Genomic DNA, 26,951 nt, shown 5'->3' on the forward strand with positions numbered 1-26,951 from the left:
CCTCAATCGTGGCCAGCTTGATTTTCAAGCTACTTTCATCTGTGCGCTGGCGCGCTTTGCACTACCTTGCGCCTGCGGAAAATGCCCCAAGGCTGTTATGCTAACGCACGCTATGCTTGACCACCAGAAATCTTGCATTTCAATTAAAATTGATTTTTTCGCGACAGCCTTCCACGGACATAATGAATACCAAGACCCCGATCGACTCCTTCAGCTTTCGCCGCATCCTCGCCCGCAATGTGACCTTGCCGCTGGTCATCGGGGTCATCACGGCCCTCGTGTTTGTCGGCCTGATCGCCTATCTGCTCTCGGCCCTGCGCTCGGTCGAGCATTCCGAACGCGTGATCGGCAATGCGAACGAAGTCATGAAATTGTCGGTCGACCTGGAAACGGGCATGCGCGGCTATTTGCTGACGGGCGACGAAACTTTCCTGGCGCCGTATAAATCGGGCAAGGCGAAGATCGCCGTGGAAATGACCACCCTGCTGGATCTGGTGTCCGACAGCCCCATCCAGGTGGACCGCTTGCGCCGCATCCGCGCGCTGCAAGGCCAGTGGCTCGATTACGCGGAAGCCGTGATCGCCCAGCGCCGCAACAACCAGGAATTCCTCGCGCGCGTGCGCCAGGGCGAAGGCAAGCTCGAATTTGACGAAATCCGCCGCGAATTCCTCACCTTCCTGTCCATGGAGCAGCGCTTGCGCCAGGAACGGGCCGATACGGCCGAAAGCCGCACCATGCTGGCCGTCGTCGTGTTCCTCATCCTCAGCCTGGGATTGTCGGGCCTGCTGGCCTACCTGGGACGGCGCGAACTGCTGCGTCTGTCCGACATCTACAACGATGCGCTGGAGCAGCGCGGCAAGGATAACGACGTGTTGCAGGAGCAAGCCTGGCTGCGCACGGGGCAGACGGAGCTGGCGGCCCACACGAGCGGCCAGCTGGGCTTGCCTCAACTGGGACGGCACGTGCTCGATTTCCTCGCTCACCGCCTCGACGTGGCCATCGCCACCCTGTACGTCGTCGACGAAGATGGCAGCCTGCGCCGCACGGCCGTGTACGGCTTCAACGATCAGGGTGTGAAGGACAAGCAAGTCTTCAAGCTGGGCGAAGGACTGGTGGGCGAGACGGCACGCGAAAAGCGCCTCAAGCATGTGCAGCAAGTGCCCGACAATTACCTGACCGTGACGTCAAGCCTGGGCCGCGGCACGCCGCTGGAACTGGTCTTGACGCCCGTCAACAACGAAGGCGTCGTCAACGGCGTCATCGAGCTGGGCTTTACGCATCCCGTCAGCGCCCGCGCCAAGGAATGGCTGAACCTGATTGCCGCGAATGTCGGCACCTCGCTGGAAGCGGCCCTGTACCGCCAGCGCCTGCAAAACGTGCTGGAAGAAACCCAGCAATTGAATGAAGAGCTGGAAGTGCAGCAAGAAGAACTGCGCACGGCCAATGAAGAGCTGGGCGAGCAGTCGCGCGTGCTGGAACAGTCGCAGGCGCACCTGGAAGAGCAAAAGGCGGCGCTGGAGCAGTCGAACGAGCAACTGGCCGTGCAGGCGCTGTCGCTGGACCAGAAAAACATGGCCATCGGCGAGGCGCATGCCCAGCTCGAAGCGCGCGCGGAAGAACTGCAGCGGGCCAGCCGCTACAAATCCGAATTCCTGGCGAACATGTCGCATGAGCTGCGCACGCCGCTGAACAGCTCGCTGATTCTGTCCAAGCTGCTGTCGGACAACACCAGCGGCAACTTGACGCCGGAACAAGTGACGTTTGCGCAAACCATTTATTCAGCCGGCAACGATTTACTCACCCTCATCAACGATATCCTCGACATTTCCAAGGTCGAGGCAGGCAAGCTGGAATTGACGCCGGAAGCCGTGCCCTTCAACGAGCTGCTCAGCAGCATGAAGATGCTGTTCGGCGCCCAGGCGCAGCAAAAGAAACTGGTGTTTGACGTCAAGGTGGCGCCGGACGTCGCGCCGTCCTTCGTCAGCGACCGCCAGCGCCTCGAGCAAATCCTGAAAAACCTGCTGTCGAACGCCATCAAGTTCACCGATGCGGGCACCGTGTCCCTGCACGTGAGCACGGATGCGGCCGGCCAGGTGCGCTTCCAGGTGCAGGATACCGGCATCGGCATCGCCGGCGACCAGCAGCACAAAATTTTCGACGCCTTCCACCAGGCCGACGGCACCACCAGCCGCCGCTATGGCGGCACGGGCCTGGGCCTGTCGATTTCGCGCGACCTGGCCGCCTTGCTGGGCGGCAGCATCGAGCTGGCCAGCACACCCGGTCAGGGCAGCACGTTTACCCTGGTGCTGCCGGCCGTCATGCCGGAGCGTGAGGTGGAAGCCGCGCCTGCGCCCGCCGCCGCGCCGCAAGCACCCGCCGCGGCCGCCGCACCCAAGGCGGTACCCGCCGCCAAGCCCGTGCCGCTGCCCACCTTCGAGGATGACCGCAATAGCGTGCCGGCCGTCAAGACGGGCCAGCGATCCGTGCTGGTGATCGAGGATGAGCCGTCGTTTGCAGGCATCCTGTTCGACCTCGCGCATGAAATGCAATACCGCTGCCTGGTGGCGCACGGCGCCGACGAAGGCTTGCGCCTGGCCGAGGAATTCCTGCCCGACGCCATCTTGCTCGACATGGGCTTGCCGGACCGTCCGGGCTTGCTGGTCTTGCAGCAATTGAAGGAAAACCCGCTGACGCGCCACATTCCCGTGCACATCGTGTCCGGCAACGACCAGATCCAGGAAGCCATGCAGCTGGGCGCCATCGGCTACGCCACCAAGCCGCGCACGCGCGAACAGCTGAAGGAAGTGTTCCGCAAGCTCGAATCGAAGTTTACGCAAAAAATGAAGCGCATCCTGCTGGTCGAAGACGACGAACGCCAGCGCGAAAGCGTGGTCCACCTGATCAGCGACGACGACGTGGAAATCACGGCAGTGGCCCTGGGCGAGCAAGCGCTGGAATTGCTGAAAACGCAGATTTTCGACTGCATGATCATCGACTTGAAGCTGCCCGACATCCAGGGCAACGAATTGCTCGAACGCATGGAACATGAAGAGCTGTGCTCGTTCCCGCCCGTCATCGTCTACACGGGCCGCAACCTGAGCCGCGAGGAAGAAGCGGACCTGATGAAATACTCGCGTTCGATCATCATCAAGGGCGCCCGTTCGCCCGAGCGCCTGCTCGACGAAGTCACCCTCTTCCTGCACAAGGTGGAGTCCGAACTGTCGAGCGAGCGCCAGGGCATGCTGCAACAGGTGCGCAGCCGCGAACGCGTATTTGAAGGGCGCAAGATTTTGCTGGTGGACGACGACGTGCGCAATATCTTCGCCCTGACGAATGCGCTGGAACAGCGAGGCGTGGTGGTGGAAATCGGCCGCAACGGCTTCGAAGCCATCAGCAAGCTCAACAGCGTGGACGATATCGACCTGGTGTTGATGGATGTCATGATGCCGGGCATGGATGGACTCGAAGCGACGCGCTTGATCCGCGCCGATGGCCGCTACAACAAGCTGCCCATCATCGCCATCACGGCCAAGGCCATGAAGAATGACCAGGAAGAATGCCTGCAGGCGGGGGCATCCGATTACCTGGCCAAGCCAATCGACCTCGACCGCTTGTATTCGCTGCTGCGCGTGTGGATGCCGAAGATGGAACGCATCTGATGTCTCTGCGCACCACGGACGCGCAACTGCACGCGCTGATGGAAGCGATCTATCAGCGCTACAGCTATGATTTTCGCGACTACTCCTTACCCTCGCAGCGCCGCCGCCTGAGTCAGGCGCTCGAACGCTTGCACTGCGCTGACGTGCCCGCCTTGCAGCAACTGGTGCTCGACGACGCGGCCGCCTTTGGCAAGCTGCTGCAGATTTTGACCGTGCCCGTCACGCAAATGTTCCGCGACCCGGCGTTTTTTCTCGCCTTGCGCGAACAGGTCGTGCCCGTGCTGAAAACCTACCCCTCGCCGACCATCTGGGTGGCCGGCTGCTGCACGGGCGAAGAGGCGCTGTCGCTGGCCATCGTGCTGCACGAGGAAGGCTTGCTCGAACGCAGCACGATTTACGCCACCGACATCAATCCGCAAGCGCTGGCCACGGCCGCGCGCGGCGTGTATCCGCTGCACCGGCTCGACGAGTACGGCGCCAACTACCTGGCCGCGGGCGGCCTGGGCCAGCTGACCGATTACTACACGGTCGAGCATGCCACTGCACGTTTCCAGCAGCGCCTGCTCGACAGGATTAACTTTACCGACCACAGCCTGTCCACGGACAGCGTGTTTATTGAAACGCAATTGATTTTGTGCCGTAACGTGCTGATTTACTTCAACAAAACCTTGCAGGAGCGGGCCCTGGGCCTGTTCCACGAGTCGCTGTGCCACCGGGGTTTCCTGGGCCTGGGCAGCAAGGAAAGCACGCATTTCACCCGCTTTGCCGCCGACTTCGAGCCATTGCCGGGTCCCGAAAAGCTCTACCGCAAGCGTGCGCCCTCGCACGCCGCTTCCCACTACGCTGGACGGCAAAGCCATGCCAGGAATGAAACATGATGAATGAAACAAGTACCAAACTGCTGATCGTCGACGACTTGCCGGAAAACCTGCGCGCACTCAATGCGCTGATCCGCGAGAGCGACCGCAGCGTCTACCAGGCATCCTCGGGCGAAGAAGCGCTGGCCCTGCTGCTGGAACACGATTTCGCGCTGGCCATCCTCGACGTGCAAATGCCGGAAATGGATGGTTTTGAACTGGCGCAATTGATGCGCGGCACGGAAAAGACGCGCCACATCCCCATCGTCTTCGTCACGGCGGCCGGCAAGGAAATGAATTTCGCCTTCCAGGGCTATGAAAGCGGCGCCGTCGACTTCCTGCACAAGCCGCTCGACATCAATGCCGTGCAAAGCAAGGTCAACGTCTTCGTGGCCCTGCACCAGCAGCGCAGCGAAACGCGGCGCCAGGTGCAGGCGCTCGAGCACAGCCGCCAGCAGCAGGAAGCGCTGTTGAAAGAATTGCGCGCCACGCAGGCGGAACTGCAGCGCTCGCTGCGCCTGCGCGACGAATTCATGTCCATGGTGGCGCACGAACTGCGCACGCCCCTGAACACGCTGTTTTTGGAAACGCAGATGCGCACCGTCAACCTGGAACGGGGCAACCTGGCCGCTTTCGAGCCGGACAAGCTGGGCAAGATGGTGGCGCGCGACGGGCGGCAAATCCGCAGCATGGTGCGCCTGATCGACGACATGCTCGACGTCTCGCGCATCACCAGCGGCAAGCTGTCGATCCGCCGCGAAGCCGTCGACCTGACCTGCCTCGTGCGCCGCGTGGCGGACGACCTGGCGCCATATGCGGCCACGACGGACAGCGTGCTGGAAGTGATGGCCTTCGAGCCCATCCACGGTTACTGGGATGCCTTCCGCGTCGAGCAGATCGTCGTCAACCTGATCAGCAATGCCGTGCGCTACGGCCAGGGCCAGCCCGTGGAAATCAGCCTGGCGCACACGCAGAACAGCGCCGTCATCGAAGTGCGCGACCATGGCATCGGCATCAACGCGCGCGACCAGGAACGCATTTTCGACGCCTTCGAGCGCGTCATCCACCAGGACCGCACGGGTGGCCTAGGTCTGGGCCTGTTCATCACCAAGCAGCTGGTCGATGCGCACGGCGGCGCCATCACCCTGCAAAGCCAGCCCGGCAATGGCGCCCTGTTCAGCGTCACCCTGCCGCTGGCCGGCAGCTGAGGCCCGCATGAGCAGCACTCCCGCCCTCCGCAGCCAGGCTGGCGCCAGCGGCGTCGCCTTTTTGCTGCAGCTGGAACGCCGGCTGCGCCTGCTGCAAGACACGGGCGAGATCCTGTCCCTGTCGGCGCAATTGCTGGGCCAGCGCCTGGGCGCCCAGCAAGTGGCCTGTTTCGATATCGACCAGACCCTGCAGTGCCCCACCCTGCAGCATGCGTGGAGCGATGGCCTGGCGCCGGGCGCCGCCGGCGAGTATTTCCTCGGCGATTACGCGGCCGGCCTGGCCGATGCGCTTGCCGCCGGCCAGGCGCTGGCCGTCAGCGATGTGGCCAGCGACCCGCGCACGGCCATGCCGGCCGCGCTGGCCACGTTCGCGCGCCTGGGCATCCGCGCCTTCCTGAACATTCCCATTGCCAAGGATGGCCAGCTGGCGGCCCTGTTCGTCGTGCACAGCCGCGCTGCGCGCCTGTGGCATGCGGACGAAATCGAACTGGCCGTGCAAGTGTCGGAACGGGTCTGGTCGACCATTTTGCGGGCGCGGGCGGAAGCGCGCCTGCGCACCCTGACTGCCAGCATGGAAATGCAAGTGGCCGAGCGCACGCGCGAATTCGGCCGTACCTGGAACGTCAGCCCCGATCTGCTGGGCGTGCTTAACCTCGACGGCTATTTCGAACACTCGAACCCCGCCTGGCAAGCCACCCTGGGCTGGTCGGCCGAGGAAATCCGCACGACGAAATTTTTTGAACTGATCCATCCGGACGACTTGCCGCGCACCTATGCGGCCTGGGATGCGGCCAACCAGGGCCAGCCGGCGCTGCGCTTCGAAAACCGCTACCGCCACAAGCTGGGCGGCTGGCACTGGCTGTCGTGGGTAGCCGTGCCCGAGGGCGAGAAGGTGTATTGCAGTGCGCGCGACATCACCGTGGAAAAGAAACTGGAAGCGGACCTGGCCGCGCGCAACAGCGAACGCGAGCGGCTATGGCGCAGCGCGCAAGACCTGATGGTGGCCATCGATGCCGATGGCTGCTTTGCCGCCGTCAACCCGGCCGCCGGCGCCATCCTGGGCTGGCTGCCCGAAGAAATGCTGGGCCGCAGCATCTTCGACTTCTTGCTGCCCGACGATGCCGCCGCCACGCGCCAGGCCTTGCTGCAAGTTGGCAAGGAATCCATGCCCAGCTTTGAGAACCGCTACCGGCACCGCGATGGCGGCCACCGCTGGCTGTCGTGGGTGGCGGCGCCCGAAGGCGACCTGATCTTCGCCACCGGGCGCCACGTCACTGTGGAAAAAGAGGCGCAAAACACCTTGCGCAGCATGCAGGAATCATTGCGCCACAGCGAGATGGCCCTGCTGCAATCGCAAAAGCTCGAAGCGCTGGGCAAGCTGACGGGCGGCGTGGCCCACGATTTCAATAACGTACTGCAAATTATCTCCGGCAATCTGCAACTGCTGCAGCTGGGCCTGGATGACGACCCGCTGGCCGCCAAGCGCATCGCCAGCGCTTCGGCCGCCGTGGAACGGGGCGCCAAGCTGTCGGCCCAGCTGCTGGCCTTTGCGCGGCGCCAACCCTTGAAACCGCTGGTGACCGACCTGGCGCAACTGCTGCGCGCGACGGAAGAACTGCTGCGGCGGGCCACCGGCGAAAGCATCGAGACGCGCTTGCTGCTGGCCGACGACTGCTGGCGCGCCCTGGTCGACCCGCACCAGCTGGAAAACGTCATCCTCAACCTGGCCATCAACGCGCGCGACGCCATGGATGGCCAGGGCCAGCTGACCATTGAACTCAGTAACAGCGTGCTGGACAGCGACTACACGGCCCGCCATGCGGACGTGGCGCCCGGCGACTACGTGCAACTGGCCGTCTCGGATACGGGCACGGGCATTCCCGCCGAGCTGCTGGACAAGATTTTCGAACCGTTCTTCACGACAAAAAAGGAAGGCGAAGGCACGGGGCTGGGTTTGAGCATGGCCTACGGCTTCCTGCGCCAGAGCGGCGGCCACCTGACGGTGGACAGTTTGCCGGGCCATGGCAGCACCTTCCGCATCTACCTGCCACGCTCGCTTGAAGCGGAAACGGAACTGCCGCTGCAACTGGGCGGCCCGGTGCTGGGCGGCAAGGAAACCATTCTCGTCGTGGAAGACGACGTGCAGGTGCAAACGACGGTGGTCGACATGCTGCGCGGCCTCGGCTATGTCGTGCTGCGCGCCAGCGATGGCGAAAGCGCGCTGGCCATCATCGGCAGCGGCGTCCCCATCGACCTGCTGTTTACGGATGTGGTGATGCCGGGCAAGGTGCCCAGCACGGCGCTGGCGCGCCAGGCCCGCGTGCTGCTGCCGCAGCTGGCCGTGTTGTTCACCTCGGGCTACACGCAAGACGCCATGATGCAGGGCGGCCGCCTGGAGCCGGGCGTGGAATTGTTGAGCAAACCGTACCGGCGCGAAGACCTGGCGCGGCGCATCCGTCACTTGCTGGCCAACGGCCGCCACGTGACTGCCCTGCACCAGTACCGCGCGCAGCTGGCGCCGCAGCAGCCTGTGCCATCGCTGCCTGGTGTGCGTCATATCCTGTTAGTGGAAGACAATGCGGACGCGCGTGCCATGACGGGCGAGCTGCTGGCCATGCTGGGGCACACGGTGCTGGCCGTGGGCACGGCCGAGGAAGCCTTGCCCCTGCTGGGCACGCCGGGACTGGAGCTGCTGCTGACCGACATCAGCCTGCCGCGGATGTCGGGCGCTGAGCTGGCCGAAGTCGCGGCGCGCGACTATCCGCAACTGGAAGTGGTGTTTTCCACGGGCCACGCGCCGGCCAATTCCGGCGTGCTGGACCCGCAGGCGCGCTTTCTGGTGAAACCATTTACCGTCGAGCAACTGCAGCAAGCCTTGTTGCCGCCAAGCTTGGGGGCCTAGTAGACGTCGAGCCGGCGCGCCTTCAGTGCGCCGGCCAGCTCTTCCAGGCCAAACGGCTTGCGCAGAAAACGCGCGCTGGCGTCCTGCATCAGGCTGGCGCCCCAATCGTGCCCGGAAGCAAACACCACGTCCAGCTGCGGCCAGTGCGCGCGCGCATGGCGCGCCAGTTCCAGGCCGGACATGGTGGGCAGGCTGATGTCCGTCACCAGCACATCCAGGCCCGGCATGGCCAACAGGGGCAAGGCTTCTTCGGCGCTGGCCACGCCGTGCACGGTGTGCCCCAGGATATTGAGCATCTCGGTCGTCATTTCGCGCGCATCGTCATTGTCTTCCACCAGCAGGATGCGCCGTCCGGACGGGTCGGGCGCGCCCACCAGGCGGCGGTCGGCCAGCACATGGCGAATGCGCCGCGCCAGGTCTTCGCGCTGGTACGGTTTGCTCAACAATTCGACGCCCGGATCGAGCCGCCCGCCCTGCATGATGGCGTTGTGCGTATAGCCCGAGGTAAACAATACGGCCAGTTCCGGCAGCAACAGCCGGGCCTGCTGCGCCAGTTCCTTGCTGCTGACGGGGCCAGGCATGACCACATCCGTGAACAGCAGATCGATGGCCACGCCCGTGCCCAGCAGGGCCAGGGCCGAGGCGCCATCGTCCGCATGCAGCACGTCGTAGCCGAGGCCGCGCAGCATGTCGACCACCGTGTGCTGCACGGGCGCATCGTCTTCGACCACGAGGATGGTCTCGCTGCCGCCCAGCACGGGGCCAGTCAGGCCCGGTGGCGGCTCGGCCAGCTTTTCCAGCGAACGGGGCAGGTATATCTTGAACGTCGTGCCGGCGCCCGGCGCGCTTTGCACCTTGATGTGGCCCGCGCTCTGGCGGATGAAGCCGTAAGCCATGGACAGGCCCAGTCCCGTACCCTCGCCTTCGCGCTTGGTGGTGAAAAACGGCTCGAAAATCTGGTCGATCACGTCGCGCTCCATGCCATGGCCCGTGTCGGTGATGGTCAGCAGCACGTATTGCCCTTCCAGCACGTCCGCATGCCGGCTGGCGTAGTCCGCATCGAGCGTGACGTTGCTCAAGGTGAACGTGAGGCGCCCGCCCTTGTCCATCGCGTCGCGCGCATTGATGGCCATGTTCAGCAGCACGTTTTCCATCTGGTTCGGGTCGACCAGGGTATGCCACAAGCCGTCGCTGATGAAGGTTTCCTCGGCAATCGCTTCGCCCAGGGCGCGGCGGATCAGCTCATGCATGCGGCGCAGCAAACGGCCCAGGTCCGTCACCAGCGGCCGCAAAGGTTGACGCCGGGCAAAGGCCAGCAGTTGCGAAGACAGCTTGGCGCCCCGTTCGACTGCCGAGGCGGCCGAAGCGAGGCGCCTGGCCGCCTGCGGATTGTCGGCCACCGTCAGTTTCAGCAACTGCAGATTACCCGAGATAATTTGCAGCACGTTGTTGAAATCGTGGGCCACGCCGCCCGTCAGCTTGCCGATCGATTCCAGCTTTTGCGCCTGCAATAAAGCTTGCTCGCTGCGCACCAGCGCCAGCCGGGCCTCTTTTTCGTCGGTGACGTCGCGGCCGATGGCGTGGATCAGCTTTTGCGCCGGCACGGCCGTCCAGGAAATCCAGCGGTAGCCGCCATCGCGGCGCCGGTAGCGGTTTTCCATGCGCAAGGTGGGTGCGCCATGAGCCAGGCGCGACAAATCCTTCAAGGCCGCCATGCGGTCGTCGGGATGCACGAGGCTGATGAAGTCCATGCCCAGCGATTCGATTTCCGGCCGCTCGAGGATCTGGCTCCAGGCGGGATTGACGGCGATGATCATGCCGGCCAGGTCGGCCACCAGCATGATGTCGGTCGACAAGCGCCACATGCGGTCGCGGTCGGCCGTGCGGTTGGCCATTTCCACTTCCAGCGAGGAATTCAGGTAAGCCATCTTTTCCAGCACGTTCTTTTGTTCCTGCACGTCCGTATTCGTGCCCACCCAGCGCAGCACCGTGCCCGCCTCGTCGAACAGCGGCAAGGCGCGCGCCAGGAACCAGCGGTAGGCGCCGTCGCTGGCGCGGCGCATGCGGAACTCGTGCTCGTAGGCGCTGGCGGTGGTGACGGCCCGTTCCCAGCTTTTTTGCGTGGCCTGCACGTCGTCTGGATGCACGCAGTGGCGAAAACCGCTGGTGACGAGCGACTTCAGCGATTGCCCCGTGTAGTCGCAGACTTGCTCGTTGACCCAGTAGGTGGCGCCGCTGCCATGCGCCAGCCAGGCCTGGTTCGGCATGGTGGAAGCGAGTGAACGGAACTGCGCCTCGCTGTCGAGCAAGGCATTGCGCGCCTGCCAGTGTTCGTCGATATCCTCGCACGAGCCATACCATTTCACGGGCTGGCCGCGCTCGTCTTGCCGGCAGTAGGCGCGCGAATGCACCCAGCGGTACTGGCCGTCCTGCCGGCGCACGCGCATTTCCTGGTCGAAAGGCTGACCGCTGCCCACCGCTTCGCTCCAGGCCGCCAGGGAATGGGGCACGTCCTCGGGGTGGATGGCGTCCAGCCAGCTGGTGCCCAGGCCGATGCCACCCGTCCATTCGCGCCAGCGCTGCGCCACATAATCGAGCTTGCCGTCGACATCGGCCGTCCACAGCACTTGCGTGTTCAGTTCGATGGCGTAATGAAAATGTTCGCGGCTGTCGTGCAGCGCCTGTTCCAGCTGGCCCCGCTCGATCACATGCGCGGCCACGCGCGCGGCCAGCGCCAGCAATTCGATCTCGGGTTGCGTGGGATGGCATGGCGCGGGGAAAAACAGGCCCAGCACGCCCAGGATATGTCCCTTGGCGCCGAAGACGGGAGCGACCCAGCAGGCGCGGTAGCCGTGCAGCATGGCTTCCTTGCGTCCCGCGCTCCAGTGCACGTCGCGCGTGATGTCGCCGCAATACACGGGCGCGCCGGAAAAAGCGGCAGTGCCGAACGGAGAAGGCTGCTCGCCGCCGTGGCGCAGCGCCAGGCACAGGTCTTGCGGCAGGCTGGGGGCGGACAAGCCGCAAAAGCGGTCGGCTTCGTCGATCAGCACGAGGCAGGCATGCGCGCCGCCGTCGGCCAGGTCTTGCAGCGCCAGCAACAGGTGTTCCAGTGCATGGGCCAGGTCGGCGCCGGCCGCAATGCTGCCCAGCGCACTATGCTCGGCGTCCAGCAAGGAAAGAATGTTGTTTGCGTGCACCGTGTCGATAAGGGGAAAACTGATGCCCGGAATATACCATGGGGCACCCCTCTTGCAGGAGGAAAACAGCGCACTGCTTGATCTCTGCGACCCTGCGGGCCTATGCTAAAGTGTTGCTCTCCTCTCAAGCGAATTCCAGCATGCCTACATCCCTGCCATCCTCCCTGATCGCCACCGCCCTGCTCGCCTCGGTCCACGGCGCCGTCGCCGCCCCCATGAGCCTGGACGACTACCTGGCCCTGAACGGCCCGCCACCCACGGCGCAGATCGCGTATGGCCCCGCACCATCGCAATACGCGCAGCTGTTCCGGCCCGAAGGCAGCGGGCCGTTCCCCGTCGTCGTACTCGTGCATGGCGGCTGCTGGACGGTGGCCTTCGGCGGCATCAAACAGATGCGCAACGTGGCCGGCGCCCTCGTGGCGCAAGGCATCGCCGTGTGGAATGTGGAATACCGGCGCGTGGACGAGCCGGGCGGCGGCTATCCGGGCACCTATGAAGACATGCACGCGGCGCTCGACAGCCTGCAGCAGCACGCGCCCCAGTACCAGATGGACGTGAACCGCATCGTCGCCATGGGCCACTCGGCCGGCGGCCAGCTGGTGCAATGGATCGCCGGCCGGGAAAAACTGCCAAAGACCAGCCCCCTGTACCGCGACAACTACCTGCCAGTGAAAAACATCGTCAGCCTGGGCGGCCTGGCCGACCTGCGCCATGAGAAAGAACTAATCAAAACCAGCTGCGAGCGCGACATCGCCCAGCTGGCAGGCAGCGCCAGCACCGACCGCCCCGACATCTACAGCGACACCAACGCCGCCGACCTGATCCCCAACGGCAGCCGCACCGTGTTGATCACAGGCGAGCTCGACACCATCTCCCCACCCCGCGTGGCGCACGACTACGCAGCGAAAGCTGTGAAGGCCGGTGACCATGCGGAGGTACTGATTTTGCCGGGGGCCAGTCATTATGACGAGATTGCGGCGACGTCGAATGCTTGGGGGATGATTTTGGTGGTGGTGCGGGAGATGTTGGGGATGGAAGCGAAATGATGAAAGCGCTATCTGAAGCGGGTGGCATAAGCCGTGCATTTGTAGTTCTTTAAAAGTTCTTTAAACTTTTTCTTTAGTGCCGCCCAGCGTAACAATACGAAAATAAGTCAGGTGCTACCGGCGAGGCGAGGCCGTGAGATGTGAAATTTAGATCAACAAGAAATTTTCAAATAAATCGGAATCATACGAATGTCAAGCTTTGATCAAACACCATTTTCGGCTAGAAATAGAGGCGTGCACCGAAAAATCGATACGGAATTTCCTCAAAGTGCACAAGTAGGGCTATTGCATCTTCTTTTAGATTTAATAGACCGTGATTATATTGCCGGATGGGCCCCATTGGCACGAGAGATCCAACGTATCGCACGTCTACCACCTGTCGAGTATAACAATTCGAAGTCCGCTAGTATTCAACAAGCGAAAATCGACGTTGAGGTAGCGCTTGCTACGCTGAGTTGGGACAAAAACTATGACTTTTGTGAGCGTTTACATAACCACTTGGCAAAGGAAGTTGGGTATAGCTACAACGACATGTACGAAGTGACAACACCAAAGTCCGAAGTGCAGGCATTTATCACAGCTGAATTACAGCGGCTATTTTCGGAAGAGGAATTGGCTTTTGAATTCACAGAAGGATTAGTTCGCAGGAGAGGCAGAAAACATACTGTTGAGGTGACTACTAGGGCACAGGTAGTTCTCGGTGATAGCCGGCTCACAAGTGCTCGTCGACACTATGACAAGGCAATGCAATTCTTTCGCAGTCCAGCAAAGCCGGACTATGAGAATTGCGTGAAGGAGGCAGTTTGTGCTGTCGAAGCAGCGGGGAAAATTCTATTCCCCGCTGCGAAGGCTGCTACATTGGGAGACCTAGCGAAATGGTTCTCGTCAACAAAAGACGTTTCAGTACCTAAAGCAATTGCTCAAACCATAACTGGAATTTATGCATATCGGAGTGGAGGAGATGGAATCGGGCATGGAGGCGCAGCGGGAGGTATTGCAACAGCGGAAGTGGCTGAGTACGTATTAGCAGTTTGCGCATCGCAGATTATTTATATGGTCGATGTGTCAATCCATTATGAAGGTGAAGTCCCATTTTAAATGGGCCAGGTCTGCTCCGCTCTCACGCTATTGGTGCGGTGCGAGCTTCAAAAATGCTACCTGGTTACTTCAACAAGATGCTTTGGCGTACAAACGCTCTTCAACAAAAATCATATCCAAGATTAACACGAATAGGCTCCCGTCCCAAACCCAGGCTCCCCGGGCCCAGCGAGCCTGAAAAATGGCCAGGGCAAGGCGCGCGGGCGAAGACAGTACGCATGTACGGCGAGACCAAGCAACGCAGCCATGGACATTTTCTCAGGCCCGCGGCTCTGGCCCGCCGTTTTTAAGCAATCAAAACAATACGATCACTGAACACGCGCCAGGTACTGTGCTAGCTGGGCGAAAGTGGCCCTGAACCCCTGCGTCATCGACTCATGCCCTTCCAGGAAAGTCCGATGCTGCTCATCCGTCGCCTTGTGCGGCGTCGAACGTAACGTCATCGTCGTCTTGCCGTTTTCCTCGGTGAGCGTCATGACATTGAACGATTCCAGTGGCCAAGTAGCGCTGACAGGGTGCTGCACGGCATTGCCCTGCTTGTCGGCAAACGACAGGATGGAAACGATACGTTCAGGTGCTTCGATAGACTGATAGGTGAACTTGCCCCACATCTCGTAGCCATTATCGGCGCGCATGCCGTAGTGGAAAACGCCGCCCGGTTTGAGGTCCAGCGCCAGCACGCTCAATTCGAAGCCGACGGGGCCCCACCATTGGGCCAGGCGCTCCGGCTCCACCCACGAGCGGAACACCAGTTCGCGCGGCGCGTCGAAAGTCTGCGTGATGACAAAGTCGCTGCTGTCGCGGTGCTGTCCTTCCTGCTTCTGTTCTGCGGTGGTCATGCTCTCTCCTGTGTTGGTGGACTGATAGTTAATGTAGCAGTGACGCCGAAAATGAGAAAGGCCTGCACGCCATCTTGAGCGTAGGTCGGGTTAGCGCATAGCGCGTAAGCCGACACCATCAACGGACCAGGCCAACAATGGTGTCGGATTACGGCCCGGAGGGCCTAAGCCGACCTACCCGACCTACTTGGCTTTGCCAGCAGATGCCACCTGGTCGAGGATATGCTTGGGCACGGCCGCATAATGCTTGAATTCCATCGTATAGGTGGCGCGGCCCTGGGTCAGCGAACGCAAGGTGGTGGAATAGCCGAACATTTCCGCCAGCGGCACGAGGGCCTTGACGATGCGTCCCGCGCCGCCGGGGATGTCGTCGACGCCTTGCACCATGCCGCGGCGGGCCGTCAGGTCGCCCATGACGTTGCCCATGAACTCTTCCGGCGTTTCCGCCTCCACCTGCATCATCGGTTCCAGCAGCACGGGCGACGCTTTGCGCATGCCATCCTTGAAGGCGATGGAGCCGGCCATGCGGAACGCGTTTTCGTTCGAATCGACGTCGTGGTAGGAGCCGAAGGTCAAGGTGGCCTTGACGTCGACGACCGGGTAGCCGGCCAGCACGCCCGCCTTCAATGTTTCGATGATGCCCTTGTCGACGGCCGGAATGAATTCGCGCGGCACCACGCCGCCCTTGATGGCGTCGACGAACTGGTAGCCTGTGCCTGGCGGCAAGGGTTCGAGTTTGAGCACCACGTGGCCGTACTGGCCCCGTCCGCCCGATTGCTTGACGAACTTGCCTTCCACGTCTTCCACCGCGCGCGTGATGGTTTCCCGGTAGGCCACCTGCGGCTTGCCGACATTGGCTTCCACGCCGAATTCGCGCCGCATGCGGTCGACCAGAATTTCCAGGTGCAGTTCGCCCATGCCCGACATGATGGTCTGGCCCGATTCCTCGTCCGTATGCACCCTGAACGACGGGTCTTCCTGCGCCAGGCGGTTCAGGGCGATGCCCATCTTTTCCTGGTCAGGCTTGGTCTTGGGTTCGACCGCCTGGGAGATCACAGGTTCCGGAAAAATCATCTTTTCCAGCACGATGATGTGGTCGATGGCGCACAGGGTGTCGCCCGTGGTCACGGCTTTCAGGCCCACGGCGGCGGCGATGTCGCCAGCATACACTTCCTTGATTTCCTTGCGCTCGTTCGCATGCATCTGCAGGATGCGCCCCAGCCGTTCGCGCGCGCTTTTGGTCGGGTTGTAGACCATGTCGCCCGAATTGACGACGCCCGAATACACGCGGAAGAAGGTCAGCTGCCCGACGAACGGATCCGTCATGATCTTGAAAGCGAGGGCGGCAAAGTGCTCGTCATCCGTCGGATGGCGCTCCACCTCGTTGTCGTGCTCGTCATGGCCCATGATGGGCGGCACTTCCATCGGCGACGGCAGGTATTCGATGACGGCATCGAGCATCGCCTGCACGCCCTTGTTTTTAAAGGCGCTGCCGCACAGCATGGGCACGATTTCATTGCGGATGGTGCGCGCGCGCAAGGCTTGCTTGAGCTCGGCTTCCGTAAACGTGTCGCCATTCAGGTAGCGTTCCGTCATGTCCAGCGTGGCTTCAGCCGCGTGCTCGACCATGTGGTCATGCCACTGCTGCGCCTGCGGCAGCAGCTCGACGGGAATCTCGCCATAGCTGAACTGCACGCCCTGGCTGGCATCGTCCCAGGTGATGGCGCGCATTTTCAACAGGTCGATCACGCCCGTGAAATGCTCTTCAGCGCCGATGGGCAGCTGGATGGGCACGGCCACGCCCTTCAGGCGGTCGGCGATCTGCTGGCGCACGCGCAGGAAATCGGCCCCCACCCGGTCCATCTTGTTGATGAAGGCGATGCGCGGCACGTGGTATTTATTGGCTTGCCGCCAGACGGTTTCTGATTGCGGCTGCACGCCGCCGACGGCATCGTAGACCATCACGGCGCCGTCGAGCACGCGCATCGAGCGCTCGACTTCAATCGTGAAATCCACGTGGCCGGGCGTGTCGATGATGTTGATGCGGTGTTCGGGGAAGTTGCCGGCCATGCCTTTCCAGAAGGCCGTGGTGGCGGCCGAGGTGATGGTGATGCCTCGTTCCTGCTCCTGCTCCATCCAGTCCATGGTGGCGGCGCCATTGTGCACTTCGCCTATCTTGTGATTCACCCCGGTGTAGAAAAGAATGCGCTCGGTGGTGGTGGTTTTGCCGGCGTCGATATGGGCGCTGATGCCGATGTTGCGGTAGCGCTCGATAGGTGTTTTGCGGGTCATCACAATCTCCATGGCTAGCCCCGGCGCCCGGTTTTCCAGTGTAGCAGACATCGATTTTGGCGGCACGACAGGGGGCCGTTTACCAAGCGCGCAACACTGTCCGCCATGCGCACGTCAGGGACACGGGGGCTAATTGCGGATTCGGCTATACTTCCAAGACCTTAATTTTTGAACTTTAATTCAACAAAGATTAATAAAAATCAATACGCATGGCATCCCGCCATGCAAGGCGACGCCGCCGGCATGCAGCCCAGGTGCGCACCGAACGACATGCCCTACTCAGCTTATGACTATCCAACTAAGAAAAATAATCCTCTCTTCCCTGCTGGCATCGCCGGCGCTGGCCATGGCCGGCGAACTGGAACAGCAAATGCAGCGTTGCGCCGTCCTCGGCGACGCCAGCGCCCGCCTCGGCTGCTTCGACACCCTGGCCAAGGCGGCGGAAAAGGCCACCATCGCGGCTGGCGGCGATCCCGCGGCGGCCGCAGCGACCCTCGCAGTGGCGGCCGATGCCGCTCCCCTCACGCCAGTCAGTCCGCCGGGCGTCGCCACGCCGGACGCCGTCAACGCTGCCATTCCCGCCATCGCGCAGGCTGGCGCGGCGCCACCGGAAGCACCGATTTCGCGCACGCAGCAATCGTGGGAACTGAACGACGCCTCGAAGCGCGGCCTGTTCAACTTCCGCCCGCACCGCGACACCTATCTGCTGCTGGCCAATTACAGCGACGCCTCGAACGACGAACCGTTCCAGGATTTCACGCCAGGCGGCATCAAGAGTCAGCATGTGGAACTGACTTTCCAGCTGAGCTTCAAGATGAAGTTGCTGGAAGACATCGCCGGCACACCGATCGACATGTGGTTCGGCTACACGCAGCAAAGTTTCTGGCAGGCGTATAACCGCAAGGCCTCAAGCCCGTTCCGCGAAACCAATTACCAGCCGGAACTGATGCTGGTCATGCCGATCAACAAGAATTTCGCGGGCGTGGAATTCAATTACCTGAACTTCGGCCTCGTGCACCAGTCCAACGGCCAGACGTCGACCCTGTCGCGCAGCTGGAACCGCGTGTATGCCGAGCTGGGCGTGGAAAAAGACAACCTGGCCGTCACGACGCGCATCTGGCACCGCCTCGACAATGGCAAGACAGACAATGACAATATCGACATCACCGATTACATGGGACATGGCGATTTGCGCGTGAGCTACCGCAACAAGGGTCACGAGTACGCCGTGACGGCGCGCCGCAATTTCAGCAAGAAGCATGGCTCCATGCAGGCCAGCTGGGCTTTCCCATTGAAGGCCAACCTGAAAGGCTATCTGCAACTGTTCTCCGGCTATGGCCAGAGCTTGATCGACTACAACTATTCGCAGAAATCGATCGGCGCCGGTTTCATGGTCGACCTGTAAGCGGCACAGTCACGCAAACAAAAATGGCGCCGAGGGCGCCATTTTTTATTGGAAATATCTGGTTTATCGCCGGCCACCGCCCAGCACGCGCGCCGGCAGCATGACGATGGCGCGCAGCAATTCGAACACGCCTTCCACGCCGATGCCGATCAAACGGAATGGCAGTAACAGCAGCCAGGCCAGCGGATACAGCACGAGGGCCAGCAAGGCCAAGGGCCAGCACACCAGCAAGAGCAGCAACCACAGCACGAATCCCAGCATCGCGTTCCCCCTAGAATGAAATGTGCGGAGCAAGCCGTGCTTGCCCCGCTACCGTGACAGCACTATATAAAAGCGCCGCCACGGCGGCAACGGCCGTGCGATGAACTGCGTGCTACGGGGATGAACGGCGCAAAAACGGGAATGAACGGGGCCTGCGGATACCTTTATTGACCGACGCAAATCACTTTCGTGATGTATTCATGCGCGTTCGGCTTCTTGCTGGTGGCCCATTTGATGGCCTGGTTCGCATCTTCGATGGTCATGATGGTGGCCTTGTCCTTGGACTTGATGAAGGACACGCCTTCAAACACGCCTTCCTTGCTGCGCATTACCTTGGCAAACACGGGCGGCCTGGTCTCGCCATCGCTGATTTTGTTCTGTTGCACGAGGTAACGCTGATCGATCTGTTCCATGATAGTAAAGCTGTCCAGTGGGTAAAAGACGAAATATACCCTGAATGGAAAAACGCCGCAGGACGAAATCGCTGCGGCGTTGCCTTGGTATTAACGCTACTTATGCGTAGACGGCGCTCTGTATCGCTGGCTGCAGGTTGACGTCATAGATGACCTGGGCGCGGATCGATGCTTCCAGCGAAGGGATCGAACCGCCAGCGCGGTACTGGAAGCTCACTTGCAGCACGTCGCCCGCCTTCACGGCCACCGGCGTGGCCAGCGGCAGGCACATGTAATGGTTCAGCCAGTCGATGGTGGTCGAGCGCTCGGGCACGACGGCCAGGATGTTCTTGGTGACGAAACGCAAGGCGTTCAGGGTGCCGCTGCGCTCGACGACAAACTTGCCGTCAAAGCCGAACACGCTGTCCGTCGGCTGGCTGAAGTCGATGATGCTGTAGACGGAAGGCGGCGCCAGTTCCAGCACGCCAGGATGGATGGCCGTGGTTTCCTGGAATTGCACGATGGGCGCATAGAAACCCTCGAAATCGTATTCCTGCTGCATCGGCTGCACGGCCATGATGACGGCTTCGGGTAGGAAGATGGGCAGCGGGCCGCCAAAGCGGGCCAGGTAGCGGCGCTTGAACGATTCGATCACTTCCACCTGCTTTTCGCGCAGCATGCCGACATGGATCATTTCGCAAATGACCACATCGACGGGCTCGGGCGGCAGGTACTCGAAGGCGTCCGCGTGGACGACTTCGACTTTTTCACCGTTGGGATTGAGCGCCAGCATCTTGCGCGCTTCCTTGACCATGTCCGGATTGAACTCCACGCACCACACCTTGTCCGCGCGTGCGGCCGCAAACCACGACAGCACGCCCGTGCCGCCGCCCAGCTCCAGCACTTTCATGCCAGGCTTCACCGCGTAATCGATCGCCGACTTGAACCCGTGCATGCGGTTCTGGTCCATCAACATATTGTGGTGGTAATGGACGGGGATAAATTGCCCCAGGTAACAACTCTCGATTTCTCGTTCATTCAGCATGTCTGTCCTCTTGGAGTCTGGCTCCGATGGCCGATCGGTTTTGTCATTCCAGAAAGCAGTGATATCGCACGGGCTGCGCGAGGGGCGGCGACAATACAGCCGGCGCCTGACGGTGAGGTGATGACCCATGCGACGTATCTCCTGATTAATGCGACACGATCATTATCGTTAATCGGCAAGGAGAGCAAAGGGCTGAGCTGAGAGGCAATTCCATGCCAGTTTCAGCGCTGGCATGGAAAGTATTGAAATTAATGCATGACTTGCATCTGCTTATTTACGTGCGGCGCGCGCCTTTTGTGCCGCTTCGATGATGGCCACCACGCCGGGCTTGTCGCCCGCCTGGGCAAACTGCACGGCCGTCCAGCCATGGTCGCTTTTCAGGCTGGCGTCCGCGCCCCAGGACAGCAGCAGCTTGACGGCGCCCTCCTGCCCTTCGCGGGCGGCAAACATCAGCGGCGTGACGTTGGCGGGCGCGCGCGCATCGACCACGGCGTCGCGGTCGAGAAAAATCTTCATGATGGGCAAGTCGCCTGCCGAGGCCGCATAGTGCAGCGCCGTCCAGCCGCTCTGGTTGACCTTGGCGCCCTTGGCCAGCAAGGCGTTCACGGCGTCCTGCTTGTGCTTGTAGGCCGCCATCATCAGCGCCGTGTTGCCATTGGCCGAGCGGGCTTCGATGTCGATGCCGGGCGCCTCGAGCAGGACCTGGAAAACCCGGTCCGCATCGTCGCGCAAGGCCAGCACCAGGGGAATGTCGCCGCGCTGCGCATCAGGCTGGTTCGGATTCACGCCGTCAAGCAGCATGCTGCGCACGCCGCTGACGTTATTCACGGACACTGCGCGGAAGAAAGCGTCCGGTTCCGGCGCAGCATGGCTGGCATGGCTGGCGTTGGCGCAGCACAACAGCATCGCCAGCGCGAGTTTTTTCATCATGTCTGACCTTAAGAAGTTATGGCAACTGATTGAATAACTTGAAGAAATTATCCGTCGTCTGCTTCGCCACCTGGTCCAGCGGTATACCTTTCAGGGTCGACAGGTATTCCGCCACGTGGGCCACGTAGCCGGGTTCGTTCATGCGGCCGCGGAACGGGACGGGCGCCAGGTACGGCGAATCCGTCTCGATGAGGATGCGCTCGAGCGGCACTTCCAGGGCCACGGCTTGCAAATCCTTGGCGCTCTTGAACGTGACGATGCCGGAGAACGAAATATAGAAGCCCATGTCGATGGCGGCGCGCGCCACTTCCAGCGATTCAGTAAAGCAATGCATGACGCCGGCCACGCCGCCGTCCGACACGCCCGCGCCCTCTTCGCGCATGATGCGTATCGTGTCTTCGCTGGCCGCTCTTGTGTGAATAATCAAGGGCTTACGCGTGATTCTTGAAGCTTTGATGTGAGTGCGAAAACGCTCGCGCTGCCACTCCAGGTTGCCCGTCAGGCGGAAATAGTCGAGGCCCGTCTCGCCGATGGCGATGATCTTCGGATGGTTGGCCAGGCGCACCAGGTCTTCCACGGACGGTTCAGGCGTGTCCTCGTAATCGGGATGCACGCCGACGGAGGCGAAAATGTGCGGATACTGCTCGGCCAGGGCCAGCACCTGTGGAAAGTCCGGCAAGTCGACGGACACGCACAAGGCATGGGTCACCTTGTTCTCGGCCATCTTGGCGAGGATCTCGGGCATGCGAGCAGCCAGCTCGGGGAAATTGATATGGCAATGGGAATCGATATACATAAGGCGGGATTGTACCGGAGGGAGCGGAATCTGGCAGGAGGAAGGTGCAAATCCGTCCTGTTGCTGACGACTCCCGCGTGATCCGCCTACTGCCCCTGCGGCGGCTGCCACAGCTCCACCTTGTTGCCTTCGGGATCGATGACCCAGCCGAACTGGCCATACTCGGAATCGGGCGCCTTTTCCAGCACGTTGCAGCCTTCGTCGCGCAGGGCTTGCAGCAGCGCGTCGAGGTCGTCGACGCGGTAGTTGATCATGAAGGACGCCTTGCCGGGCGCGAATTGTTCGTTGTCATTGGCCGCGACGGACCAGATAGTGGTGCCGCCAGTCGGCTTGCCGTCGGCGTCGGTCCAGCTGAAAGCGGCGCCGCCCCACGGCTGCACGTCGAGGCCCAGGTGGCGCTGGTACCAGGCGCGCAGCGCGGCCGGGTCTTGCGCGTGGAAAAAGATGCCGCCGATGCCAGTGACTCGCTTCATGCCCGCCTCCGTTGCTGTCCAGTGTCCTGACTGTATCACCGGGGGCCAAGCGTGGCAAACGGGTAAGCCTGATAGGCAAAAATATTATCAAGATGTATAGTGGCTTGCCGGTGCGCAACCATGGGGTTGCGGCGGATACGTGGAGAGTGTTCATGCTGAAAGTTGCCCGCCCTTTGATGCTGCTGGCCTGCCTGGCCCTGACAGCGCATGCCCAGGATAACCGCGGCGTGCCCAAGCCTGCCGCCGAGGCGGGCCTGTGCCAGCCCGTCTGCGCGCCAGGATTGCCGCGCGCAGGCGCAAGGCGCCACGGAAAACGATAGCAGTCCCATCTTGTCGATGAAGCCCAGCAGCAATCCCTACGTCGCGGCCGGCAGGAATGTCGACGCGCAAGCGGAGCAGCTGCGCCCCACCGAAGCCCAGGCCTTCCGCGCCCGGCGCGCCGAACGCCAGCAAGCGTGCGAAGTGCAATACCGCAGTTGCACGCGCGCCTGCGGCTAAGTTCCAAGTGCGCCAATATTCAAAGAATTTGGATTAACTTGACAATGCAAGCGCTTGATTTTATTGGCAGCTGGATGCGTAGTCGAGCAGCATGTCTTCCAGGAACAGCTTCGGCGACAAGGGGTGCTCGGCAATCGCACGGCGCTCATTCGCGGCCTTGATGGCGGCCATCAAACGGCTGACATTGATGCGCCCGGCCAGCGCTTCCAGCTCGCGCCGGTGGCGCGGGTAGTAGCGGATGGTGCCGGATAGCTTGACGGAAAACACGTCGTACAGCCAGCGCTGCAATGACGCAACCAGCGGCGCCAGCGGCGCCTTCTGCAATTTATCGGCCGCCTTCAGGGCCGCTTCCACGCCGGGATTGGCCAGCACCTGCAGCAACTGTTCCGTTTCTTCGCGGCCGCCCGATTCGGACTGGGCCAGCGCGGCCAGCGGCGCGCCGCCCTGCTCGCGCAGCCAGCTGTCCGCATCGTTCAAGCCTTGTTGCTTGAGCCACGTCAAGGCCTGCTCGTGGCTGGGCATGGGCAAGGCGAATTTGCGGCAGCGCGACAGGATTGTCGGCAGTAAGCGGTCCAGGCTATTCGAGGCCAGCAGGAACAAAGTGCCCGGCGGCGGCTCTTCCAGGGTTTTCAGCAAGGCGTTCGAGGCCGGCGTATTCAGCGCCTCGGCCGGGTACAGCACCACCACGCGCAAGCCCTGGCGGTGCGTGGAAATGTTCATGAAGTCGGCCAGGTTGCGGATCTGCTCGATCTTGATGTCTTTCGACGGCGTCTTGGTCTTGGCGCTTTTCTTCGCGCCTTCGCCCTCTTCGCCGTCGTCCGCCACCTCGTCTTCCAGCGCTTCCGGACGGACCCGGCGGTAATCGGGATGGTTGCCCTGGCTAAACCAACCGCACGAGGCGCAAGCGCCGCAGGCGTGGCCGTCGGCGCGCACGTCTTCGCACAGCAAAGCTTGCGCGAAATGCTCGATGAAGTCGGCCTTGCCGATGCCTTGCGCGCCATGGAACAAAATGGCGTGCGGCATGCGCGGACGCAAGGCTTGCAATTGCTGCCAGGCGTCCTGTTGCCACGGATAGAGAGAACTGGTCATTTTATTCTTTTAAATCAGCGTATTACAGGGCTTTGTTCGAGCAAAATATCCAGCAGTTTTGCCAGCTGTACTTGAATATCGCCAATGCTTTGCGTGGAATCGATGATGCGGAAGCGTTCCGGGAACTGGGCCGCGCGGCGCAGGTACTCGTTGCGCGTGGCGGCAAAGAAGTCGGCCTGCTCCTGCTCGAACTTGTCGAGCGCGCGCGTGGCATCCAGGCGGGCTCTGGCGACAGCCAGCGGCACGTCGAACAGGAATGTCAGGTCCGGCTGCAAGTGCGGGTGCACCCATGCTTCCAGCGCTTCCATCTTGCCCAAGTCCATGCCGCGTCCGCCGCCCTGGTAGGCAAAGCTGGCATCGCTAAACCGGTCGGAAATGACCCACTCGCCCCGTTCCAGGGCGGGTGCGATGACTTGCGCGATGTGTTCGCGGCGGCTGGCGAACATCAGCAAGGCTTCCGTTTCCAGGTGCATTTTTTCATGCAGCAGCAGTTCGCGCAGCTTTTCGCCCAGGCTGGTGCCGCCCGGTTCGCGCGATGAAACGAGGCTCACGCCCCGCTGCCGCAGGTAGTCGGTCACAAAGCCGATATGCGTCGACTTGCCCGCGCCATCGATGCCTTCGAAGGTGATGAAGCGGGGTTGATAGTGTTGTGTCATGAAACTCTTAATCTTGTAATGATATTAACGCTGATACTGATTCACGGCGCGGTTATGGTCAGGCAAATTGGCCGAGAACTGGCTGGTGCCATCTCCGCGCGCGACGAAATACAGCGCCTGCGTGCGGGCCGGCGCCAGCGCCGCCGTCAGCGATTGCGCGCCAGCCAGGGCGATCGGCGTGGGCGGCAAGCCGCCGCGCGTGTAGGTATTGTAAGGGGTGTCCGCTTCCAGGTCGCGTTTGCGGATCTTGCCTTGGTAGTTATCGCCCATGCCATAGATCACGGTCGGGTCCGTCTGCAGCAGCATGCCTGTTTTCAAGCGGTTGACGAACACGCCGGCGATCATCGCGCGCTCGGACTTTTGCCCCGTTTCTTTTTCCACGATGGAAGCCATGATCAGCGCCTCGTACGGGTTTTTATATGGCAAGGCCGGATCGCGCTTGTCCCACGCTTCGGAAAGGCGGCCGATCATGGCCGTGTGCGCCTGCCTGAAAATCTGCATTTCGCTGGCGCCCTTGGCAAACAAATATGTATCCGGGAAGAACAAGCCTTCCGGGTGCACGTATTCCGGGCTGATCTTCGCCATCAGCTCCTTGTCGGACAGGCCCACGGTATCGTGCTTGAGGCCAGGGTGATTCGCCATCGCCAGGCGCATCTGCTTGAAGGTCCAGCCTTCGATGATGGTCAGCGACTCTTGCGCGAATTCGCCGCGCGCCAGCTGCGTGATCAGACGCTGCGGCGTGGTGCCCGGTTTCAACTCATAGGAACCGGCCTTGATCTTCGAGGTCTTGCCTTCGATGCGCGCCAGCATGTTGAACAGGATGGGCACGATGGGCACGCCCGCGTCCGCGATCTGCTGGCCGGCCGCATGCGCACCGCTGCCCGGCGCGATCGTAAACGGGATCGCCTCGCCGTCCGTGGTGATGGGCTGCTGCGCCCAATACACAAAAGTACCGCCGACGCCGATGGCGGCGATGACTGAGCTGACTACAAGTTTTTTAAAAAAAGCCATTGTTCCGATTCTTGTGATGCGCTCGCTGGCGGGCAACGCGCGCTTGTTATGATCGTTCATTTGTGAAGCAAGTCCGCGCAAAGCGGCGCCAACACTGGCAATCTTGCCGCTGCCGACGCAATTTGCGCGACATCACTATAATGAACCCGTAATGATAATGCTTAATCGCTGATCTAATGGAAATTATGAATAACTGGAATCAATTTTTAACCGCCCAAGGCGCCCGCCCCGTTGCCATCGATGGCGCGCCTGACGGCACTGCCCCCATCGCCGCCGCCCCTATCCATGATTTCGGCCAGTCCCTGACAGTGCCCCAGCTGCAAGAAGGTTTTGTCGCGGCCATCACGGACCAGGGCTTGATCGGCTTGAACGGCGACGAGGCAGCCAGTTTCCTGCACGGCCAGCTGACCAACGACGTGGAACACCTGAGCCAGGAGCAAGTGCGCCTGGCCGGCTACTGCACGCCGAAGGGCCGCTTGCTGGCCAGTTTCCTGATGTGGCGCAACGCCACCACCATTTATCTGCAATTGCCGCGCACCATACAGCCAGCTATCCAGAAGCGGCTGCAAATGTTCGTGCTGCGCGCCAAGGCCAAGCTGCACGATGCGTCCTTTGATGACACCAATCAAGTCGTTCTGGGCCTCGGCGGCCAAAAGGCCAGCGCGGCCCTGTCCGCCTGGTTCCCCACGCTGCCCGCCACGCCGTTCAGCAAGGTCGAGCATGAGTTGGGTACCCTGCTGCGCGTGGCCGATGCCTTTGGCAGCGCCCGCTATGAATGGCTGACGTCTGCCGCCACGGCGCGCGACGTGTGGCCCCCATTGACGCAACAGCTGGCCAAGGGAGGCAATGACGCCTGGCAATTGTCAGAGATCCACGCGGGCATCCCGCAGATCACGGCCGCGACGCAAGAACAATTCGTGCCGCAGATGGTCAACTTCGAGCTGCTGGGCGGCGTCAATTTCAAGAAAGGCTGCTACCCGGGCCAGGAAATCGTCGCGCGCAGCCAGTATCTGGGCAAGCTCAAGCGCCGCACCACCCTCGTCAGCATTGCCGATCCATCGGTCGTGGCCGGCGGCGAACTATTCGCCGTCAGCGACCCCGAGCAGCCTTGCGGCATGGTCGTCAACGCCGCGCCCAACGGCGTGGGCGGCATCGACGCCCTCGTTGAAATGAAGCTGGGCGCCATCGAAGAAGGTGCCAGCGCCGCCGGCGCCGTGCGCTACGGCACAGCCCAGGGCGCCGCCGTGCAATTCCTGACCATGCCTTACGTGCTAGACGCACTCGACTTGTGAGAATG

At 61.8% G+C, this 26,951-nt stretch carries 22 protein-coding genes; 10 read left to right on the forward strand and 12 right to left on the reverse strand.

What is annotated here, in order from left to right; genetic code table 11:
• Positions 1-182: 182 nt before the first annotated feature.
• Genes P9875_RS16430 through P9875_RS16445 form a run of 4 tightly spaced genes read left to right on the forward strand, consistent with a single transcriptional unit; the run spans position 183 to position 8,626 of the window.
• Positions 183-3,659 (forward strand): response regulator, encoded by a 3,477-nt coding sequence (locus P9875_RS16430; protein WP_278315953.1) that lies wholly within the window; start codon positions 183-185, stop codon positions 3,657-3,659.
• Positions 3,659-4,537, forward strand: a complete 879-nt coding sequence (locus tag P9875_RS16435; RefSeq protein ID WP_278315954.1) for a CheR family methyltransferase — start codon at positions 3,659-3,661, stop codon at positions 4,535-4,537. The genes P9875_RS16430 and P9875_RS16435 overlap by 1 nt, the downstream gene beginning before the upstream one ends.
• A complete protein-coding gene (locus tag P9875_RS16440; RefSeq protein WP_278315955.1) occupies positions 4,534-5,724 on the forward strand; it encodes a hybrid sensor histidine kinase/response regulator in 1,191 nt (396 codons plus the stop codon). Before P9875_RS16435 ends, P9875_RS16440 begins: the two co-directional genes overlap by 4 nt.
• 7 nt (positions 5,725-5,731) lie before the next feature.
• Entirely contained in the window at positions 5,732-8,626 is a 2,895-nt protein-coding gene (locus tag P9875_RS16445; protein ID WP_278315956.1) for a PAS domain S-box protein, read from the forward strand.
• Here P9875_RS16445 and P9875_RS16450 read toward each other — a convergent pair.
• Positions 8,623-11,823, reverse strand: a complete 3,201-nt coding sequence (locus P9875_RS16450) for a PAS domain-containing protein (protein ID WP_278315957.1) — start codon at positions 11,821-11,823, stop codon at positions 8,623-8,625. The genes P9875_RS16445 and P9875_RS16450 overlap by 4 nt on opposite strands.
• Positions 11,824-11,963: 140 nt before the next feature.
• Here P9875_RS16450 and P9875_RS16455 point away from each other — a divergent pair, with 140 nt between their 5' ends.
• Entirely contained in the window at positions 11,964-12,869 is a 906-nt protein-coding gene (locus P9875_RS16455; RefSeq protein ID WP_278315958.1) for an alpha/beta hydrolase, read from the forward strand.
• Between the two features lie 189 nt (positions 12,870-13,058).
• A complete protein-coding gene (locus P9875_RS16460) occupies positions 13,059-13,967 on the forward strand; it encodes a hypothetical protein (RefSeq protein WP_278315959.1) in 909 nt (302 codons plus the stop codon).
• A gap of 308 nt (positions 13,968-14,275) precedes the next feature.
• Here P9875_RS16460 and P9875_RS16465 read toward each other — a convergent pair whose 3' ends face one another.
• The gene (locus P9875_RS16465) at positions 14,276-14,806 is read right to left on the reverse strand and encodes an SRPBCC family protein (protein ID WP_278315960.1); all 531 of its coding nucleotides are present in this window, start codon (positions 14,804-14,806) and stop codon (positions 14,276-14,278) included.
• Between the two features lie 183 nt (positions 14,807-14,989).
• Positions 14,990-17,098, reverse strand: coding sequence for an elongation factor G (gene fusA / locus P9875_RS16470; protein WP_278315961.1), 2,109 nt, complete (start codon positions 17,096-17,098; stop codon positions 14,990-14,992).
• 286 nt (positions 17,099-17,384) lie between these two features.
• Between fusA and P9875_RS16475 the strand changes: the two genes are divergently transcribed.
• The gene (locus tag P9875_RS16475) at positions 17,385-18,503 is read left to right on the forward strand and encodes a phospholipase A (protein WP_341353795.1); all 1,119 of its coding nucleotides are present in this window, start codon (positions 17,385-17,387) and stop codon (positions 18,501-18,503) included.
• 63 nt (positions 18,504-18,566) lie between these two features.
• Here P9875_RS16475 and P9875_RS16480 read toward each other — a convergent pair whose 3' ends face one another.
• The 6 genes from P9875_RS16480 to P9875_RS16505 form a co-directional block, all read right to left on the reverse strand.
• Positions 18,567-18,764 (reverse strand): hypothetical protein, encoded by a 198-nt coding sequence (locus P9875_RS16480; RefSeq protein WP_034784591.1) that lies wholly within the window; start codon positions 18,762-18,764, stop codon positions 18,567-18,569.
• 164 nt (positions 18,765-18,928) lie between these two features.
• On the reverse strand, positions 18,929-19,177 hold the full coding sequence (locus tag P9875_RS16485) for a hypothetical protein (RefSeq protein WP_035819046.1): 249 nt from the start codon (positions 19,175-19,177) through the stop codon (positions 18,929-18,931).
• A gap of 100 nt (positions 19,178-19,277) precedes the next feature.
• Positions 19,278-20,201, reverse strand: coding sequence for a methyltransferase domain-containing protein (locus P9875_RS16490; RefSeq protein WP_278315962.1), 924 nt, complete (start codon positions 20,199-20,201; stop codon positions 19,278-19,280).
• Between the two features lie 270 nt (positions 20,202-20,471).
• A complete protein-coding gene (locus tag P9875_RS16495; RefSeq protein WP_278315963.1) occupies positions 20,472-21,131 on the reverse strand; it encodes an ankyrin repeat domain-containing protein in 660 nt (219 codons plus the stop codon).
• A 16-nt stretch (positions 21,132-21,147) separates the two neighbouring features.
• A complete protein-coding gene (locus P9875_RS16500) occupies positions 21,148-21,927 on the reverse strand; it encodes a TatD family hydrolase (protein WP_278315964.1) in 780 nt (259 codons plus the stop codon).
• An 86-nt stretch (positions 21,928-22,013) separates the two neighbouring features.
• A complete protein-coding gene (locus P9875_RS16505; protein WP_035819054.1) occupies positions 22,014-22,400 on the reverse strand; it encodes a VOC family protein in 387 nt (128 codons plus the stop codon).
• Between the two features lie 152 nt (positions 22,401-22,552).
• On the opposite strand from P9875_RS16505, the gene P9875_RS16510 reads away from it, so the two are divergent.
• Both P9875_RS16510 and P9875_RS16515 read left to right on the forward strand, forming a co-directional pair.
• On the forward strand, positions 22,553-22,720 hold the full coding sequence (locus P9875_RS16510; protein ID WP_278315965.1) for a hypothetical protein: 168 nt from the start codon (positions 22,553-22,555) through the stop codon (positions 22,718-22,720).
• 10 nt (positions 22,721-22,730) lie between these two features.
• The gene (locus P9875_RS16515) at positions 22,731-22,898 is read left to right on the forward strand and encodes a hypothetical protein (protein WP_278315966.1); all 168 of its coding nucleotides are present in this window, start codon (positions 22,731-22,733) and stop codon (positions 22,896-22,898) included.
• Between the two features lie 60 nt (positions 22,899-22,958).
• On the opposite strand, the gene P9875_RS16520 is transcribed toward P9875_RS16515, so the two are convergent.
• The 3 genes from P9875_RS16520 to mltG are packed head-to-tail and all read right to left on the reverse strand — an operon-like array spanning position 22,959 to position 25,654.
• The gene (locus tag P9875_RS16520) at positions 22,959-23,987 is read right to left on the reverse strand and encodes a DNA polymerase III subunit delta' (protein WP_070302470.1); all 1,029 of its coding nucleotides are present in this window, start codon (positions 23,985-23,987) and stop codon (positions 22,959-22,961) included.
• 14 nt (positions 23,988-24,001) lie between these two features.
• Entirely contained in the window at positions 24,002-24,643 is a 642-nt protein-coding gene (gene tmk, locus P9875_RS16525) for a dTMP kinase (protein ID WP_278315967.1), read from the reverse strand.
• Between the two features lie 24 nt (positions 24,644-24,667).
• Positions 24,668-25,654, reverse strand: coding sequence for an endolytic transglycosylase MltG (gene mltG, locus P9875_RS16530; RefSeq protein ID WP_278315968.1), 987 nt, complete (start codon positions 25,652-25,654; stop codon positions 24,668-24,670).
• 176 nt (positions 25,655-25,830) lie between these two features.
• Here mltG and P9875_RS16535 point away from each other — a divergent pair, with 176 nt between their 5' ends.
• On the forward strand, positions 25,831-26,946 hold the full coding sequence (locus tag P9875_RS16535; RefSeq protein ID WP_278315969.1) for a YgfZ/GcvT domain-containing protein: 1,116 nt from the start codon (positions 25,831-25,833) through the stop codon (positions 26,944-26,946).
• Positions 26,947-26,951 lie beyond the last annotated feature (5 nt).

The sequence above is a fragment of the Janthinobacterium rivuli genome (assembly GCF_029690045.1).
GTDB classification, from domain to species: domain Bacteria; phylum Pseudomonadota; class Gammaproteobacteria; order Burkholderiales; family Burkholderiaceae_D; genus Janthinobacterium; species Janthinobacterium rivuli.

Coding starts and splice junctions, on each gene's coding strand:
- fusA (WP_278315961.1), bottom strand. CDS start 17,098: ATGACCCGCAAAACACCTATCGAGCGCTACCGCAACATCGGCATCAGC.
- P9875_RS16510 (WP_278315965.1), top strand. CDS start 22,553: ATGCTGAAAGTTGCCCGCCCTTTGATGCTGCTGGCCTGCCTGGCCCTG.
- P9875_RS16500 (WP_278315964.1), bottom strand. CDS start 21,927: ATGTATATCGATTCCCATTGCCATATCAATTTCCCCGAGCTGGCTGCT.
- P9875_RS16440 (WP_278315955.1), top strand. CDS start 4,534: ATGATGAATGAAACAAGTACCAAACTGCTGATCGTCGACGACTTGCCG.
- P9875_RS16485 (WP_035819046.1), bottom strand. CDS start 19,177: ATGGAACAGATCGATCAGCGTTACCTCGTGCAACAGAACAAAATCAGC.
- mltG (WP_278315968.1), bottom strand. CDS start 25,654: ATGGCTTTTTTTAAAAAACTTGTAGTCAGCTCAGTCATCGCCGCCATC.
- P9875_RS16455 (WP_278315958.1), top strand. CDS start 11,964: ATGCCTACATCCCTGCCATCCTCCCTGATCGCCACCGCCCTGCTCGCC.
- P9875_RS16520 (WP_070302470.1), bottom strand. CDS start 23,987: ATGACCAGTTCTCTCTATCCGTGGCAACAGGACGCCTGGCAGCAATTG.
- P9875_RS16465 (WP_278315960.1), bottom strand. CDS start 14,806: ATGACCACCGCAGAACAGAAGCAGGAAGGACAGCACCGCGACAGCAGC.
- P9875_RS16495 (WP_278315963.1), bottom strand. CDS start 21,131: ATGATGAAAAAACTCGCGCTGGCGATGCTGTTGTGCTGCGCCAACGCC.
- P9875_RS16505 (WP_035819054.1), bottom strand. CDS start 22,400: ATGAAGCGAGTCACTGGCATCGGCGGCATCTTTTTCCACGCGCAAGAC.
- tmk (WP_278315967.1), bottom strand. CDS start 24,643: ATGACACAACACTATCAACCCCGCTTCATCACCTTCGAAGGCATCGAT.
- P9875_RS16445 (WP_278315956.1), top strand. CDS start 5,732: ATGAGCAGCACTCCCGCCCTCCGCAGCCAGGCTGGCGCCAGCGGCGTC.
- P9875_RS16490 (WP_278315962.1), bottom strand. CDS start 20,201: ATGCTGAATGAACGAGAAATCGAGAGTTGTTACCTGGGGCAATTTATC.
- P9875_RS16435 (WP_278315954.1), top strand. CDS start 3,659: ATGTCTCTGCGCACCACGGACGCGCAACTGCACGCGCTGATGGAAGCG.
- P9875_RS16535 (WP_278315969.1), top strand. CDS start 25,831: ATGGAAATTATGAATAACTGGAATCAATTTTTAACCGCCCAAGGCGCC.
- P9875_RS16480 (WP_034784591.1), bottom strand. CDS start 18,764: ATGCTGGGATTCGTGCTGTGGTTGCTGCTCTTGCTGGTGTGCTGGCCC.
- P9875_RS16475 (WP_341353795.1), top strand. CDS start 17,385: ATGACTATCCAACTAAGAAAAATAATCCTCTCTTCCCTGCTGGCATCG.
- P9875_RS16460 (WP_278315959.1), top strand. CDS start 13,059: ATGTCAAGCTTTGATCAAACACCATTTTCGGCTAGAAATAGAGGCGTG.
- P9875_RS16430 (WP_278315953.1), top strand. CDS start 183: ATGAATACCAAGACCCCGATCGACTCCTTCAGCTTTCGCCGCATCCTC.